At 72.2% G+C, this 15,336-nt stretch carries 18 protein-coding genes; 15 read left to right on the forward strand and 3 right to left on the reverse strand.

The annotated features are described in order from the left end of the window. Window positions 1-14 precede the first annotated feature (14 nt). Window positions 15-524 (reverse strand): SigE family RNA polymerase sigma factor, encoded by a 510-nt coding sequence (locus CCN29_RS14370; RefSeq protein ID WP_031017012.1) that lies wholly within the window; start codon window positions 522-524, stop codon window positions 15-17. 230 nt (window positions 525-754) lie between these two features. Between CCN29_RS14370 and CCN29_RS14375 the strand changes: the two genes are divergently transcribed. Next, window positions 755-1,252, forward strand: coding sequence for a YfbM family protein (locus CCN29_RS14375; protein WP_239012057.1), 498 nt, complete (start codon window positions 755-757; stop codon window positions 1,250-1,252). 66 nt (window positions 1,253-1,318) lie between these two features. Here CCN29_RS14375 and CCN29_RS14380 read toward each other — a convergent pair whose 3' ends face one another. Continuing rightward, a complete protein-coding gene (locus tag CCN29_RS14380) occupies window positions 1,319-3,010 on the reverse strand; it encodes a chitinase (protein ID WP_442538372.1) in 1,692 nt (563 codons plus the stop codon). A 471-nt stretch (window positions 3,011-3,481) separates the two neighbouring features. Here CCN29_RS14380 and CCN29_RS14385 point away from each other — a divergent pair, with 471 nt between their 5' ends. From CCN29_RS14385 to CCN29_RS14450, 14 genes are all read left to right on the forward strand, one after another. Beyond that, window positions 3,482-4,300, forward strand: coding sequence for a hypothetical protein (locus CCN29_RS14385; protein ID WP_228731411.1), 819 nt, complete (start codon window positions 3,482-3,484; stop codon window positions 4,298-4,300). Window positions 4,301-4,370: 70 nt separating this feature from the next. Continuing rightward, on the forward strand, window positions 4,371-5,075 hold the full coding sequence (gene cpaB, locus CCN29_RS14390; RefSeq protein ID WP_006132100.1) for a Flp pilus assembly protein CpaB: 705 nt from the start codon (window positions 4,371-4,373) through the stop codon (window positions 5,073-5,075). Window positions 5,076-5,084: 9 nt separating this feature from the next. After that, complete coding sequence (locus CCN29_RS14395; protein ID WP_006132099.1) at window positions 5,085-6,341, forward strand: CpaE/TadZ family protein; 1,257 nt, start codon at window positions 5,085-5,087, stop codon at window positions 6,339-6,341. Next, complete coding sequence (locus CCN29_RS14400; RefSeq protein WP_086682279.1) at window positions 6,338-6,763, forward strand: TadE/TadG family type IV pilus assembly protein; 426 nt, start codon at window positions 6,338-6,340, stop codon at window positions 6,761-6,763. Before CCN29_RS14395 ends, CCN29_RS14400 begins: the two co-directional genes overlap by 4 nt. Before the next feature lies 1 nt (window position 6,764). Continuing rightward, window positions 6,765-7,130, forward strand: a complete 366-nt coding sequence (locus CCN29_RS14405; RefSeq protein ID WP_086682282.1) for a TadE/TadG family type IV pilus assembly protein — start codon at window positions 6,765-6,767, stop codon at window positions 7,128-7,130. 126 nt (window positions 7,131-7,256) lie between these two features. After that, entirely contained in the window at window positions 7,257-8,594 is a 1,338-nt protein-coding gene (locus tag CCN29_RS14410; protein WP_086682285.1) for a TadA family conjugal transfer-associated ATPase, read from the forward strand. 11 nt (window positions 8,595-8,605) lie between these two features. Further along, on the forward strand, window positions 8,606-9,550 hold the full coding sequence (locus CCN29_RS14415) for a type II secretion system F family protein (RefSeq protein ID WP_031017002.1): 945 nt from the start codon (window positions 8,606-8,608) through the stop codon (window positions 9,548-9,550). A gap of 20 nt (window positions 9,551-9,570) precedes the next feature. Continuing rightward, complete coding sequence (locus tag CCN29_RS14420) at window positions 9,571-10,458, forward strand: DUF5936 domain-containing protein (protein WP_031017000.1); 888 nt, start codon at window positions 9,571-9,573, stop codon at window positions 10,456-10,458. Window positions 10,459-10,491: 33 nt separating this feature from the next. Next, window positions 10,492-11,970, forward strand: a complete 1,479-nt coding sequence (locus CCN29_RS14425; protein WP_374310545.1) for a sensor histidine kinase — start codon at window positions 10,492-10,494, stop codon at window positions 11,968-11,970. After that, the gene (locus CCN29_RS14430; RefSeq protein WP_086682288.1) at window positions 11,960-12,772 is read left to right on the forward strand and encodes a response regulator; all 813 of its coding nucleotides are present in this window, start codon (window positions 11,960-11,962) and stop codon (window positions 12,770-12,772) included. The genes CCN29_RS14425 and CCN29_RS14430 overlap by 11 nt, the downstream gene beginning before the upstream one ends. Window positions 12,773-12,922: 150 nt before the next feature. Beyond that, window positions 12,923-13,123 (forward strand): Flp family type IVb pilin, encoded by a 201-nt coding sequence (locus tag CCN29_RS14435; RefSeq protein ID WP_086682290.1) that lies wholly within the window; start codon window positions 12,923-12,925, stop codon window positions 13,121-13,123. Beyond that, the gene (locus CCN29_RS14440; protein ID WP_086682296.1) at window positions 13,120-13,752 is read left to right on the forward strand and encodes a pilus assembly protein TadG-related protein; all 633 of its coding nucleotides are present in this window, start codon (window positions 13,120-13,122) and stop codon (window positions 13,750-13,752) included. Before CCN29_RS14435 ends, CCN29_RS14440 begins: the two co-directional genes overlap by 4 nt. A gap of 33 nt (window positions 13,753-13,785) precedes the next feature. After that, the gene (locus CCN29_RS14445; protein ID WP_086682293.1) at window positions 13,786-14,367 is read left to right on the forward strand and encodes a hypothetical protein; all 582 of its coding nucleotides are present in this window, start codon (window positions 13,786-13,788) and stop codon (window positions 14,365-14,367) included. Window positions 14,368-14,374: 7 nt separating this feature from the next. Then, window positions 14,375-14,989 carry an OmpA family protein gene (locus CCN29_RS14450; RefSeq protein ID WP_006132088.1) on the forward strand — a complete coding sequence of 205 codons (615 nt, stop codon included), beginning with the start codon at window positions 14,375-14,377 and terminating at the stop codon, window positions 14,987-14,989. Between the two features lie 6 nt (window positions 14,990-14,995). On the opposite strand, the gene CCN29_RS14455 is transcribed toward CCN29_RS14450, so the two are convergent. Beyond that, window positions 14,996-15,336 (reverse strand): DUF192 domain-containing protein (locus CCN29_RS14455; RefSeq protein WP_086682299.1); only part of this gene is annotated, 341 nt, incomplete at its 5' end.

Here is a 15,336-nt window from a genome sequence, read left to right on the forward strand (position 1 = left end):
GCCTGGAGCCGCTGTCAGGGGCGGGAGTACTCGTGGACGTCCTCGCCCAGCAGCTCCCGCAGGCGGCCGAGCGCGCGGACGCACCGGGTGCGCACGGCCGCCGAGCTGACGTTCAGCACGTCGGCGGTCTGGTCCACCGAGAGGTCCTCCCAGTAGCGCAGGACGACGACGGCACGGTCCTTGGCGGGCAGCCGGGCGAGCGCGGCCATCAGCGTCAGCCGCAGCGGCGCGTCGCCGTCGCCGGCGCCCGGCAGGTCGGGGAAGGTGTCGGTCGCCCGCTCCCGGCTGCTGCGCAGCCGCCGGTGGGCGAGGAAGGTGCGGGTGAGCACGGTCTGCGCGTACGCGGCCGGGTTCTCCGCGCGGGAGACGCGGCCCCAGCGGACGTACAGCCGGCCGAACGTCTCCTGTACGAGGTCCTCGGCGAGGTGCGTGTCCCCGGCGGTGAGCAGGCACGCGGACCGGTACAGGTGACCCGCCCGCGCGGAGGCGAACTCCGCGTAGTCCTCCGTGCGCCGCTGCCTCATCCGCCGTCCCCCGTCACGCTCACCGAACCGCTCTCACCTCATTGATGCGGTGGGCCCGGAGAAATGTTTCATGTGGCGCCGGACACGTTTCACAGAGCGTCGGACACGTCTCATGGGGCGCCGGGCGGGGCGCGCGCCGCCCGTTGTCAGTGGCCGCTGTCAGGATGACCGCGTCCTTCACCGGCGCGCACGAGCGCCGTCCGTCGACCTGACCGGGAGCAGCCGTGGGCATGATCGGAGAGTACGCGCGCCTGACGGCCGCCGAGTTCGAGCGCGCGGTCGGCGACCCGGACTGGGCGTACCGGCGCGTCCGGGAGCTGACCGAGCAGGAGTGGGACGAGGAGCTGCCGTGGGACCGGGCGCGCCGCTTCGACACCGACAAGATGTGGCACGCCCTCGACTTCCTGCTCCGGCGCATCGGCTTCCCGGTCGACATCGTCTTCGGCGAGGAGGAGATACCCGGGGCGGAGGAGTGGAGCTACGGGCCGCCCCGGTGCCTCACACCCGCCCAGGTCCGCGCCGCCGCCGACGCCGTCGACGCCACGCCTCCCGCCCGGCTGACCGAGGGCGTCACCCCGGCCGACCTGGCCGAGGCCGACATCTATCCCACGGTCGTCTGGCAGCGCGGCGAGCCGGTGGACGAGGTGACCGCCCACTACGAGGCCCTGGCGGTGTTCCTGCGCGCGGCGGCCCGTGACGGGGACGGCGTCCTGGTCTGGATCAGCTGAGCGCGCGGAACGCCGACCGCCCCTGCCCGGTGAGCCGGACAGGGGCGGTGCGGGGAGACGCGCCGGTTACGGCAGGGCGTGGACGTGCGGGCCCACCGCGTTGGACCAGGCGTTGCCCGCCGTGGCGTCCCAGTTGGTGGACCAGGTCATCGCGCCGCGCAGACCCGGGTAGGTCTTCGACGGCTTGAACGAGCCGCAGTTGGTGCCGCGGGTCAGGCAGTCCAGGGCCGCGTTCACCACGGACGGCGCGACGTAACCGCTGCCCGCGCCCCGCGTCGAGGCCGGCACGCCGATGCCCACCTGTGACGGGTCGAGGCCGTTCTCCAGCTGGATGCACGCCAGCGCGGTGAGGAAGTCCACCGAGCCCTGGCTGTAGACCTTGCCGTCGCAGCCCAGCATGGAACCGCTGTTGTAGTACTGCATGTTGACGACCGTGAGGATGTCCTTCACGTTCAGCGCGGTCCGGAAGTACGAGTTGGACGCCGACTGCATGTCGATGGTCTGCGGCGCCATCGTCAGGATCATCGACGGGCCCGCCTTCGCGGACAGCGACCGCAGCGCCTGCGTCATGTAGGTCGCGTTGAGCCCGTTCTCCAGGTCGATGTCGACGCCGTCGAAGCCGTACTCCTGCATCACGGCGTACACCGAGTTCGCGAAGTTCGTCGCCGAGGCGGAGTCGTTCACGGAGACGGTGCCCCGCTCGCCGCCCACCGAGATGATGACCTTCTTGCCGGCCGCCTGCTTGGCGCGGACGTCCGCCTTGAACTGGTCGACGGTGTAGCCGCCAAGGCCCGCCGAGTCCAGGTTGAAGGTGACGGCGCCCGGGGTGCCGGTGGCGTCGGCGAAGGCGACCGCGATGATGTCGTACTGGTTGGGGACGTCGGAGATCTTCTGCACGGCCGCGCCGTTGTTGAAGTTCTGCCAGTAGCCGGTCACCGCGTGCCGGGGCAGGTCACCGCCCTCGTTGCCGCCGTCCTCGCGGGTGCGCACGGACACCGCCGCCGACCTGGCCGACTCGCCGGCCGCGTTGGTCGCCGCCACCTGGAAGGAGTACGACGTGTTGGCCGCGAGCCCGGTCACGGTCGCCGAGGTGCCGGTCACGGCGGTCACCCGGGTGCCGTCGCGGTAGACGGTGTAGCCGGTCGCGCCGGACACCGCGTTCCACGTCAGCGTCGCCGAGGTGGCCGTCGTGCCGGAGACGGTCAGGCCGGCCGGGGTGGCCGGGACCGTCGGCTCCGGGTCGCCCCCGCCGCCCCCGTCGGGGCCGAGGACGGACAGGTCGTCCACGTAGTAGGGCTGCTGGCCGTACCAGCCGTGGGTGTAGACCGTCACCGACGTGGTGGTGGAGCCCGTGGAGAAGCTGGTCGACAGCTGCTTCCACGAGGAGGAGTCCGGGGTCCAGGTGGACACGTCCGTGGTGCCGGTGCCGGTCACGCCCAGGTAGGCGTACCCGCCCTGCACCCAGCCGGTGAGCCGGTAGGTGGAGTTGGGGCGTACCGCGACCGTCTGGGAACAGCGGGCGTTGTCCTGCCCGGCGGGCGTGGCCTTCAGCGCGGCCGAGCCGGCGTGCACGGGCGAGGAGACGACGCTGCCGCTGTTCGCGGAGCAGGTCCAGCCGCTCAGGCCCGACTCGAACCCGGCGTTCTTCGCGTTGTTGACGTCGGCCGCACTCGCCTGGCCCGCGCCGGCGAGGGGAAGGGCGAGGGTCAGGGCGGAGACGAGGGCGACCGCCCAGGGGCGTCCGCCGCGTCCGGGCATGCGTGGTACGCGGTCCACTTGGGGCCTCCGGTGGGGGAGTTGGGGAGGGGAAGCGACGGTGGCCACCGTTGATGCCCACACCGTGGTCCAGACCAATCGCGTTGTCAATAGGTCCAGACCGGAAACGGCGGCGCCCGAGCCGGAGTAGGGCGGCGGACGGGTGGGAAGCGTGGTGCAGGGGACCCGGAGCGGGTCCGGCGTCAAGCCGGGTGCACCGAACCCGCACGGTCGGTGCCGTATCGAGACCGGCGAGATGATCGGCCTGTCCCGATTTGGAGCGAAGTGTGTGCCAGGAGTTGCGCGTCGGCTGCTCAAAGGCTGTTCTCCGGTCACAGACCCGCGGATACAGTGCTGAGGTAGTCACGCAGTGAAGTCACGAGGGTGCGCCGGAGTAACACCCGGTGGGCCGACGGGCATGGGGAGAACGGGGAGCCGCGCGTGCCAACTGCCATTGCCGTGACCGGCGCCGACATGGCGCTGCCGGCGCACGACGAACGGACCCTGCCCGCCGTCGTGCTGCGCGACGTCGACACCCGCCCGCTCGACCAGGTGCTGACCGAACTCCAGGCGGTCGTCGAGGCGCACGGCCATGTCGTCGTCGTGTGCTCCACGGCCACCCCGCAGTCGGTCCTTCGGCGGCTGCACACCCTGCGCTCCCTCCTGGAGAGCGACCGGATAGCCCTGTTCCGCCCCGACCTGCCGCCGCTCGCCGTCGCCGTGCTGGCCCGCCAGCTGCGCCAGCTCGCCTCCTGCGACCTCGGGCCCGGCGTGCTCGCCTCGGCCGGCCGCCTGCTCACCCACTACCTGCACGCCGGGGCGCTGCTCGGCTCCGTCGCCCGCCTCGACCGGATCCCCGTCGACCTCAAGCAGCACGCCAAGTCCTGGCTGCCCGGCAGCCAGTTCGCCGTCCTCGCCCACCCCCAGCCGCAGCTCGTCCGCCTCGGCCCCGACGCCAGGCTGGACGGACCCGAGTTCGGCACCTGGATGCTCGTCGCCCGCGGCCAGCTCCCGTCCGACTGGGTCACCACCACCCTGGCCCCCGCCTGGCGGGTGCAGGGCCTGCGCGAGGCCCCGCTGCCCGCGGAGTCCGGACGCTGGTGGGGCACCGGCAAGCTCGTCGAGTTCTGCACCTACCTGCCCGACCTGTCCGTGCTCTACCAACTGGTCACGTCCGTACGGCGCGGCGCCTGCCACTGGTGCGGCATCGACGTCATCGGCGACCGCTGCGTGTTCTGCTCGGCCACCCCGCCCGCCCCCGAGGCCAGACCGGCCCTCACCCGACGCACGTGACCCGTCCGTCCACCGCACGAGCCCGCACCGTCCCGCTCGACCGCCACCCCCCAACGAGGTTGCACGGTTCATGAACTCCCGTCAGCGCCGCGGCGTGATACTCATCCTCCTGTCGGTCCTGTGCGCCCTCGGCGCGTTCGCCGGCGTGCTCTCCGTCATCAACGACGTGCGCTCCAAGGTCGGCCCCGAGGTCGCCGCCTACCGGCTGAGGACCGACATCGCGCCCTACACCACCCTCGGCGCCGACCAGTTCGAGCGGATCGAGATGCCCGAGCGGTGGCTGTCGGACAACGCCGTCACCGACCTCGACGACATCCGCGGCAAGATCGCCGTCACCACCCTGCGCGAGGGGTCGCTGCTGCAGACCGACATGATCGTCGACCGGCCCGAACTGCAGCCGGGGCAGCAGGAGGTCGCCATCATGATCGACGCGGCCACCGGCGTGGCCGGCAAGATCACCCCGGGCTCCACGGTCAACGTGTACGCCACCTTCGAGGGGCAGCGCGAGGGCGACCCCGACCAGTCGAAGATCATCGTCACCCACGCCAAGGTCCTCGACGTCGGCCGGCTCACCGCCCTCCAGCCCGACGAGGACGACCGCCGCGGGCCCGCCGACGCCGTCCCCATCACCTTCGCGCTGTCCACCCTCGACGCCCAGCGCATCACCTACGCCGAGTCGTTCGCCCAGCGGGTGCGGCTCGCGCTGGTCGGCCCCGGGGGCGACACCGGCGTCCCCGAGAAGGACCGGACGTACGAACTCGCGCAGGACAAGTGAGAGGCCCGCATGTCCACCAGGATCCTCCCGGCCGTCGGTGACGCGGACGACGTCCGGTCCCTCACCACCCTGATCGGCCAGCTCCCCGACGTGGAGCCGCTCGCCCCGGTGACCGACTCCACGCAGCTCGTCGACACCCTCTCCCGGCTGGCCGCCGAGTCCCTCGACGAACTGCCCGAGGTGGTCGTCGTCCACGAGCGGATCGGCCCCGTCCCCGCGCTGGAACTCGTCCGCGAGGTCGCCCTGCGCTTCCCGGCCGCCGGCGTCATCCTCGTCACCTCCGACGCGAGCCCCGGCCTCTTCCAGGCCGCCATGGACTACGGCGCCCGCGGCCTGGTCGCCCTCCCGCTGAGCTACGAGGAACTCGCCAGCCGCGTCCAGGCCGTCGCCCAGTGGTCGGCCGGCGTACGGCGCCACCTGGGCGCCGGCAGCGACCCGGTGGGCGGGGCGGGCGGCACCGTCGTCACCGTCAGCGGCGCCAAGGGCGGGGTCGGCGCCACCCTCACCGCCGTCCAGCTCGCGCTCGCCGCCCAGACCTCCGGACGCGCCACCGCCCTGGTCGACATGGACCTCCAGACCGGCGACGTCGCCTCCTACCTGGACGTCCAGTTCCGCCGCTCCGTCGTCGACCTCGCCGCGATCCACGACATCTCCCCGCGCGTCCTCGCCGACGCCGTCTTCCGCCACGACAGCGGACTCGCCCTGCTGCTCGCCCCCGCCGAGGGCGAACGCGGCGAGGAGGTCACCGACCGGGCCGCCCGCCACATCGTCAGCGCCCTGCGCTCCCGCTACGAGGTCGTCGTCATCGACTGCGGCGCCCAGCTCGGCGGCGCGGGCGCGGCTGCGGTGGAGATGGCCGACCGGGCCCTGCTGGTCACCACCCCCGACGTCATCGCCGTACGGGGCGCCAAACGGGCGGTGCGGATGTGGGACCGGCTCCAGATCCGCAAGGCGGAGGAGACCACGGTCGTCGTCAACCGGCACACCCGGTCCACGGAGATCCAGCCGCCGCTCATCGCGCGCATCACCGGCACCGCCGTCGCCGCCACCACGGTCCCGGCCCACTTCAAGGAGCTCCAGGGCGTGGTGGACGCCGGGCGCGTGCACGAACTGGAGGCGAAGAGCAGCGTGAAGCAGGCGATGTGGGCGCTGGCCGGCGAACTCGGGCTCGTACGGGCCCCGGAGAGCGGCGGCCACAGGGGCGGACGGCTGCGCGGCGACCGGGGCGCGGTGAGTTTCCGGCGGCGCAGGGACGGTACGGGATGAGCGGCGGCAGGGGAGCGCGGGCGACCGGGCGGCGGGTCGCCGTCACGGGGCCGTACCGCGACCGGGGGCAGGTCACCGTCGAGTTCCTCGGCATGACCCCGGCGATCCTGGTGACGCTGGTCGTGCTGTGGCAGCTCGTGCTGGTCGGCTACACCTTCACCCTGGCCGGGAACGCCGCCGACGAGGCGGCCCGTGCCGGAACCGCCGCGTCCCCCGGCGCACGCCAGGGCGCCTGCCAGGCCGCCGGGACGGACACCCTGTCGGGCGCCTGGGGCAGCGGCGCGACGGTGACCTGCGGGACGGGCGGCGGCATGGTCACCGCCGACGTGACGGTCAGGGTGCCGATCCTCTTCCCCGGCACCCTGTCGTTCCCCTTCGACGTGACCGGTCACGCGGGCGCGGTCGAGGAGGAGACGGACTGACATGCCGTACCGACGCAGCGAAGGCCGCCGGCGCGACCGCGGGCAGGTGGCGATCGAGTACCTGGGCTTCCTGCCCGTCCTGCTGATCGTGGCCATGGCCGCCGTACAGCTCGGGCTGATCGCCTACACCGCCCAGCAGGCCGGCACCGCCGCCCGCGCGGGCGCGCGCAGCGCGTCCCTGGACCAGGGCGCCCAGGCCGCGTGCACGGCCGCCGTCAGCTCCTGGCTGGCCGGCGGCACCTCCTGCGGCACGGCGGGGGGCGGCGACGAGGTCACCGTCACCGCCCGGGTCGACATCCCGTCGATCGTGCCCGGCTGGGACTTCGGAACCGCCGGAAGGAGCGCCACGATGCCCGTCGACCACTGACACCGTCACCACCGGAGCGCGGAACGACACCGTCACCCACGAGGCGCCCGACGACAAGGACGCGCCCGACGACAAGCACAGCGCCCGACGACAAGGACCGGGACACGAGCGAGGAGCGAGCGACTCATGAGCCTGCGGGCACGCATCAACGCCCCCGAGGAGAAGGCCGGGCGGGGCGAGGACGGCCACCTCGTCGCGTCCTACCGCGCCAAGCTCCTGGAGGAGATCGACCTCGCGGAGATGAGCGCGCTGTCCCCGGCCGAGCGCCGGGCCCGGCTGGAACGCGTCCTCGGCCACATCATCAGCCGCGAGGGCCCCGTCCTGTCGACGGTCGAACGCGCCCAGCTGATCCGGCGCGTCGTCGACGAGGCCCTCGGCCTCGGCATCCTGGAACCGCTCCTCGAGGACGCCTCCGTCACCGAGATCATGGTGAACGGCCCCGACGCCATCTTCGTCGAGCGCGGCGGCCGGGTGGAGCAACTGCCGCTCCGCTTCGCCTCCAACGACCAGCTGATGCAGACGATCGAACGCATCGTCTCCACCGTGAACCGCCGCGTCGACGAGTCCACCCCCATGGTCGACGCCCGGCTGCCGTCCGGGGAGCGCGTCAACGTCATCATCCCGCCGCTGTCCCTGACCGGCGCGGTCCTCACCATCCGCCGCTTCCCGCGCTCCTTCACCCTCCAGGAGCTGATCGGCCTCGGCTCGCTCGACGAGCCCATGCTGTATCTGCTGGCCGGACTCGTGCAGGCCCGCTTCAACATCATCGTGTCCGGCGCCACCGGCACCGGCAAGACGACCCTCCTCAACGCCCTGTCCGGGCTGATCCCCGCGGGCGAGCGCATCATCACCATCGAGGACTCCGCCGAACTCCAGCTCCAGCAGCCGCACGTCATCCGCCTGGAGTCCCGCCCGCCCAACGTCGAGGGCAAGGGCCGCGTCACCATCCGCGACCTGGTGCGCAACTCGCTGCGGATGCGGCCCGACCGCATCGTCGTCGGCGAGGTCCGCGGCGGCGAGTGCCTGGACATGCTCCAGGCCATGTCCACCGGCCACGACGGCTCCCTCGCCACCGTCCACGCCAACAGCGCCGAGGACGCCCTCACCCGGCTCCAGACCCTCGCCTCCATGTCCGACGTGGAGATCCCCTTCGTCGCCCTGCACGACCAGATCAACAGCGCCGTCGACGTGATCGTCCAGCTCACCCGGTTCGCCGACGGCGCCCGCCGCATCACCGAGATCGCCCTGCTGGAGAGCCACGGCGGGGAGCCGTACCGGCTGGCCACGGCCGCCCGCTTCGACGCGCTGCCGATGACCCCCGACGGCCGCGTCCACGGCTCGTACGTGCACCACCCCCTGCCCCGGCGGACCGCCGACCGCCTCTACATGGCGGGCCAGCCCGTCCCGCAGGCGTTCGGCATCGCCCACTCCGCCGACCAGCTCGCCACCCGAGAAGCCAGGTAGGTACCGCCCCCATGGAGCTCGAGAACCTGATCACGCTGACCACCGGCGTCACCCTGCTGGCCTGCGTCCTCGCGGTCGCCGGTGTGCACGTCCACGCGGCCGGCCGGGCGCAGCGGCAGGCGCTGGTGGACCGGTTGTCGGCCACCGGGGAGCTCCCGTCCGCCGGCCGCCGGCGCCGTTTCCCCACACTGGACCGGCGGCTGCGCCGCACCCGCCTCGGCCGCACGCTGGAGCTACGGCTGCTCGCCACCGGCCTCGACGTCACACCCGGCGAGTTCTTCGTGGCGATGCTCGCCGTCGTCGCCGGACTGTGGCTGGCGGGACAGGCCGCCCTCGCGCCCTTCTTCGGCCCGATCGCGGGACTGCTCGGCGTCTGGGCCGCCGTGCAGTTCCTCAACTGGCAGCGGCAGAAGCGTATCGAGCGGTTCATCAACCAGCTTCCCGAACTGGCCCGCATCCTCGCCAACGCCACCCAGGCCGGCCTCGCCCTGCGCACCGCCATCGGCATCGCCGCGGAGGAGCTGGAGGCCCCGGCCGGCGAGGAACTGGGCAAGGTGGCCGACCAGCTGGCGATGGGCGCCTCCATGGAGGACGCCCTCGGCGAACTGTCCGACCGGCTCCCCTCCCGCGAACTCGTCGTCCTCGTCACCACCTTGGTGCTGTCCAACCGGGCGGGCGGCCAGGTGGTGAGCGCGCTGCGCAACCTCACCGAGACGCTGGAGGAACGCAAGGAGACCCGGCGCGAGGTCCGCACCCAGCTCTCCCAGGTCAGCATGACCTCGTACGCCGTGCCCGTGCTCGGCGTCGGCTCGCTGTTCCTGATGAACGGGGTCAAGGACGGCGCCCTGGAGCGCATGACGGGATCGCCCGCCGGGCAGATCGCGGTCCTCGTCGCCTTCGGCCTGTACGCCGTCGGCTTCCTGCTCATCCGCCGCCTGTCCCGCATCGACGTCTGAGCCGGGAAAGGGACGACGACATGGCACTCCTGCTCGCCGCGCTGATGGCCCTCGCCGTGTGCGGCATCTTCGCCGGCATCCGCATGTACCGCGCGGAGGCGAAACTCCCCGGCGACCTGATGCTCGCCCTCGAGGTCGGCTCCACCCGCACCGGCGCGGTCGACTCCCTCATCGACCGCATGGGCATGCGTTACGCCCCCGCCGTACTGCGCCTCATGGGACCGAAGCAGGTCGCCAGGTACCGCCGCAAGATCGACCTGGCGGGCAACCCCGGCGGCCTCACCATCCACCGCTACGCCGCCCGCCGCGCCGTCTACGGCGCCCTCGGCGGCTTCGGCTTCCTCGTGTTCCTGATGCGCGGCCAGCTGTTCGTGGCGCTGCTGCTGCTCGCCTTCGGCGCGTTCTGGACGGAGGTCGGCATCTGGTCCGCGATCCGCGTCCGCAAGGACGTCATCGAGCGCACCCTGCCCGACTTCCTGGACGTCCTCGCCGTCGTCGTCAGCGCGGGACTCGGCTTCCGCCAGGCCCTGGAACGCGTCTCCTCCCAGTACGAGGGCCCCTGGGCGGACGAACTGCGCATCACCCTGCGCCAGATGGACCTGGGCATGAGCCGTCGGCAGGCCTTCGCCGAGCTGCGCCGCCGCAACGACTCCGAGCAGGTCGCCATGTTCGTCACCGCCCTCCAGCAGGGCGAGGAGCTGGGCGCGCCGATCGTCGACACGCTGGTGGCGCTCGCCAAGGACATGCGCCGCACGGACGCGCAGAACGCCCGCCGCAAGGCGGCCCGCGCGGTCCCCAAGGCCACGCTGATGATCACCACGTTCATGGTCCCGGCCACGATGATCCTCCTCGGCGCCGGCCTGATCCTCGGCTCGGGGACCGACTTCGGGTCGCTCACGGGGGAGTGAGGGGAGGGGAGTGCGATGAGGCCGATGACGAGGATGCGGACGGCGAGGACGCGGAGGGGAGGTGGCTGGCGGCGCCGAGGCCCTGCTGCTCGGCGGCGGGCGCGGGCGGGGGCGGTTGTGCCGGCCGTGCCGGTCGCGGCGTGCGAGGCGGCCGGGACGGCCGTCCGGCCTCAGGCGGCTGAGGTGCCCCGGGTGTCCGGGGAACCCGAGGAGGGGCCGAGCGGGCCGGTCACGGACACCCAGCTCCAGGTGAACGCCCTCCAGGCGCTCTGCCGCCAGGCCTTCGGCTTCCGGCTGGCGATGATCGCCGTGGCCGCGCCGTCCGCGCTGCTCAACGCCGGACCCGGCTGGGGCGTACGCCTGGTCGGCATCGCGGTCGTCGTCACCTTCATGGTGTCGTACGCCCTCTTCCGCGACTGGGAGCGCTTCGGCCCCCTCCTCCTGCGCCACCCCAGCCTCCTCGCGGCGGACACCCTCTTCGGCGCCCTGCTGCTGGTCTCCGCCGGCCCCGACACGACCCTCGCCTACGTCAGCGTCTGCACGCCCCTGCTCGCGGGCCTCATCTACGGCTGGCGCGGCGCGGCCGTCTTCGCCTCGCTCCAGGGCGTGATCCTGCTGCTCGTCCACGCCACGCTGGACAAGCCGCACACCGAACCCGCCGAGACGCTGATCCTGCCCGGCCTGTGCGTGATCGCGGGGGCGGTCGGCTCCAGCCTGCGCAAGCTGATGCTCCACCTCGGCGAGGCGACCCGGGCCCTCGCCGCCGTCCGGGCCCGCCTCGCGGTCACGGAGGCGGTGGACGCCGAACGAGCCCGGCTGGCACGGGAGATGCACGACTCGGTGGCCAAGACGCTGCACGGGGTCGCCCTGGCGGCGGACGGCCTGGCCTGCTCGGCGGGGGCCGCCCGCATGGACCCGGCCCTGGTCAAACGCCAGGCGGAACTGGTGGCGCGGTCCGCGAGGAGGGCGGCCGCCGAGTCACGGGAACTGCTGACGGACCTGCGGAGGGAGGGGGCGCCGGGGGGTGCGCTCTCGGCCGACGTGATGGCGGAACTGGCGTGCGCGGTGCGGGAATTCCGCGTCCGCACCGGGGCGTCGGTGACGTACGCGAGGACGGGCGAGGCCCCTGCCCCGCCGGTCCCCCGCACGGTGGCCCGCCAGCTCCTGACCATCACGTCGGAGGCGATGGAGAACGCCCACCGTCACGCACGGGCGACGAGGGTGGACGTGCGGGCGGGCGTGCGGGCGGATGCGCGGGGCGACGTGCTGACGGTCAGCGTCCACGACGACGGCACGGGCCTCCCGGGCCGCCCCGCCGCCCCCGACCTCGACGGCCTGCGCCGCGAGGGCCACTTCGGCCTGGTGGGCATGGTGGAACGGGCCGCGTCGGTGGGGGCGCGCATCAGCTTCGGGCGGGGCGAACGGGGACGCGGCACGGAGGTCCGCCTGGAACTGCCGCTCGGGGCGCCGGTGACGACGACACGTGTGACGGAGGTCCGCCATGACCGGTGAACCGAACACGCCGGACCCCTTCGGGGAGGCCCCGCCTCCGGAGCCCCTGCGCGTGGTGGTGGCCGACGACAACCCCGTGGTCCGCGCGGGCCTGACCGCCCTCCTCACCGCCCGGGACGACCTGGAGGTCGTCGCGGAGGCGGCGGACGGCAGGGAGGCGTACGAGGCGACGCTCGCGCACGGCCCGGACGTGGTGCTGCTGGACGTCCGCATGCCGGGGGTCGACGGCCTCGCGGCCCTCCCGCACCTGGTGCCGCTGACGGCGGTGCTGATGCTGACGTACAGCGGGGAGTCGGACATCGTCCACGAGGCACTGCGCCGGGGCGCGAACGGGTATCTGGTGCACGGTGAGTTCACACCGGACGAACTGGTGACGGCGGTACGGGACGCGAGGAGCGGGAGGCCGCACTTGACACCGACGGCGGCGGGGAGATTGCTGGCGCAATTACGGTCGGGGGGTGACGCAGATTCCGCTTTCGTCGGCACGCGGGAGGGCAGTTGGCGGCTTCCCGCCGCTACTTCGACGAAAAACCTTTCGCAAGTGCAACCGGATATGGCACAGTCGATGTCTGACAGGTCGACATACGGGCTGAGTGCGAGGGAGGCGGAGATCATGGAGCTCATCGCGTCCGGCATGAGCAACCAGCAGATCGCCGCCACCTGCTTCATCAGCGAGAAGACGGTCAAGAACCACATCAACCGCATCTTCGCGAAGCTGCACAGCACGAGCCGCGCGGAGGCCACGGCGAAGTGGCGCGGGAGCCAGGGGAGTTCGACCCGATACGGGGGTGGTCGGTGGTGAGGCGCACACCGACGACGCGCTGGGCCCGCCTTTGGGTCCGGAAATGGGCCCCGGGACCCTTGAGGCGCCCGACCCCCCCCTCGTACGGTGCCGAGGTCGACAGCGGCCCCGGGACCCAGGCCGCCACCGCGTCAGCCGGAGGGGAACACCATGGGCAACTGGATCAACACGACGGTCACGTACCTCCAGTCCCGCGCAGCCCGTCGCGACGACCGTGGCCAGACGGCGGTGGAGTACCTGGGGATCATCGCGGTGGTGGTGGCGATCGTGCTGGCGATCACGGGGACGGACATCGGGCAGACGATCTTCAACGCCATCACCGACAAGATCAGCGAAGTCACCGGCGGCTGACGCGGCGACGGCGCTTCGACGATTCAGGGCAGGCATTCCCCATCTACATCACGGTAGTGGGGGGCTTGCTCTTCCTGGCGTTCGCCTACCTGGCAGTCGGCCAAGCCGCAGCGAACAGGAACGGCGCCCAGACCGCCGCCGACGCGGCGGCGCTCGCGGCTGCCCAGGAGCGGCGTGACCAGCTGGCCGGGGCGTGGCTGGAGAACCTGCTCGACCCCGAGAAGTGGCAGGACGTCTTCGACGGCATGGCGGACGGACTCACGCCGTCCTGCTGGAGGGCCGAGCAATTGGCGGCAAGCAACGACGCCTCGGTCCTGAGCTGCAACGCGGACGGCCTCCTCGGCTACACGGTCGAAGTGCAGACGAACAAGACGGTCGGGGACTCCATCGTGCCCGGCACCGAGACGAAGAGGTCTCGGGCGACTGCCACCGCCGTGATCGAGTCCCGTTGCGGTTTCGAGCTCCCCGCCGGCGGCGAAGGGGAGGCGGACGCGGAGGAGAAGGAAGAGCCGGAAGAGCTCCCCACGCTCAACTGCAAGGGCGGAGTCGACTGGGAACTGGACCCGGAGACGCCCGACGATCTGCTACCACAGCCCGAGGATCTCTTCGACGTGCACCTGGCCGACTGACAAGCAAACGACGAGTGACTGAGGATGCAGGGTATGAGCGTTCGGTTCACAACGAGGGCCCGTAGCGGGGCCGTCGCGCTGGTTGTTGCGGCCGGACTGGCCCTCGGAGCGGCCGGCTGCGGCGGTGGCAACGATGACGACGGCAAGCCGGAGAGCAACGCCTCCACATCTCAAGAACGCGGGTCCGAACCGAGTGCGCAGGAGAACGAAGCCGCGGAGACGCTCGCGGAGCTCAGAGGGCCGGACGGCTTGCTGCTCCAGGTCACCTCGGCGGAGCGGGACGGCGGTGGCTTCGTCACGGTCAACGGGACGTTGAAGAACGACAGCGACGAGTCACTGAACCTCCCCGCGCAGCTGAGTGGCAACGAGACCGAGGTCATCCGCAACGGCCGATCGCTCGGCGGGGCGACATTGGTCGACAGCAAGGGCAAGAAGCGCTACTACGTCCTGCGCGACACGGACGGACGCCCACTGACGACCACGGGCATCACCGGAATCAAGTCCGGCGAGTCGGTGCCGGTCTTCATGCAGTTCCCCGCGCCGCCCACCGACACGGTGGAGGTATCCCTTCAGTTGCCCATGTTCGCCAGCGGCACCATCCAGATCTCTGGGTGAGGCGGGAATGACACACACGCGCCTCCTTCTCATCGGTACGCTCGCCACCCTGTTGGCCGCCGGCCCGGCCGTGGCGTACGCCGACGACGGGCCGAGCGTCCCGCCGGGCACGGAAGCCAGCGCCTCCGCGCCCGTGGAACTGGACCCCAACGACCCGGACCTGAAGCTCCCGGACGGGGCCACCCTCGCGGAGCCGAAGGTGCTGGACATCAAGTCCGTCGTCGAGGACCAGAGCGGGGACGAGCGCCGCGAGGACACGAACACGAACGTGACGTTCGCCCTCCAGGCGGAGGTCCTCTTCGGCAAGGACAGCGCCAAGATCTCGGCGCAGGCGAGGTCCCGTATCAGCGTGATCGCGAACGAGATCAAGACGCAGAACGCGACCCGCATCCGCGTCTTCGGCTTCACGGACAACCTCGGCTCGTCCGCGCACGGCGACGTGCTGTCCCGCAAGCGGGCCAACGCGGTGCACGGCATCCTCGAACAGGAGCTGAGCGACGCGAACATCACGTACGAGGTGCGCGGTTACGGGGAGGACTACCCGATCGCCGACAACTCGACGGAGGAGGGCCGGAAGAAGAACCGACGGGTGGAGATCTCGTTCCCGCGCGGGGCGAGCTGAGCGGGCTCAGACGCGGGGGAGCACACGCACCTCCACCACCGCTCCGACGCCGAGCCCCCACCCCGCCATGGCCCCCGCCTCGGCCTCGATGACATGCCGTGCCCGGACGCGGGGCCGCCCGAGCCGTCCGGGCGGCATGGTGCGCACGGCGAGCACGCGGAGTCGGTGGTCCAGGTAGGCGACGTCGATGGGCATGCGCATACGGAAGGTGTGGATGCTGTTGGCGGGGGAGAGCAGCAGCGCGCCTTCCAGGCTCTCCCGCCCGAGCAGTCCGCGCGTCCGCGCCCGGTAGGAGGCCGCGATCTCGAGCGGCACGCGCGCGCCGACGTCCCCGTCCGGCCCCCGCA

The sequence above is a fragment of the Streptomyces pseudogriseolus genome (assembly GCA_002154585.1).
GTDB classification, from domain to species: domain Bacteria; phylum Actinomycetota; class Actinomycetes; order Streptomycetales; family Streptomycetaceae; genus Streptomyces; species Streptomyces pseudogriseolus.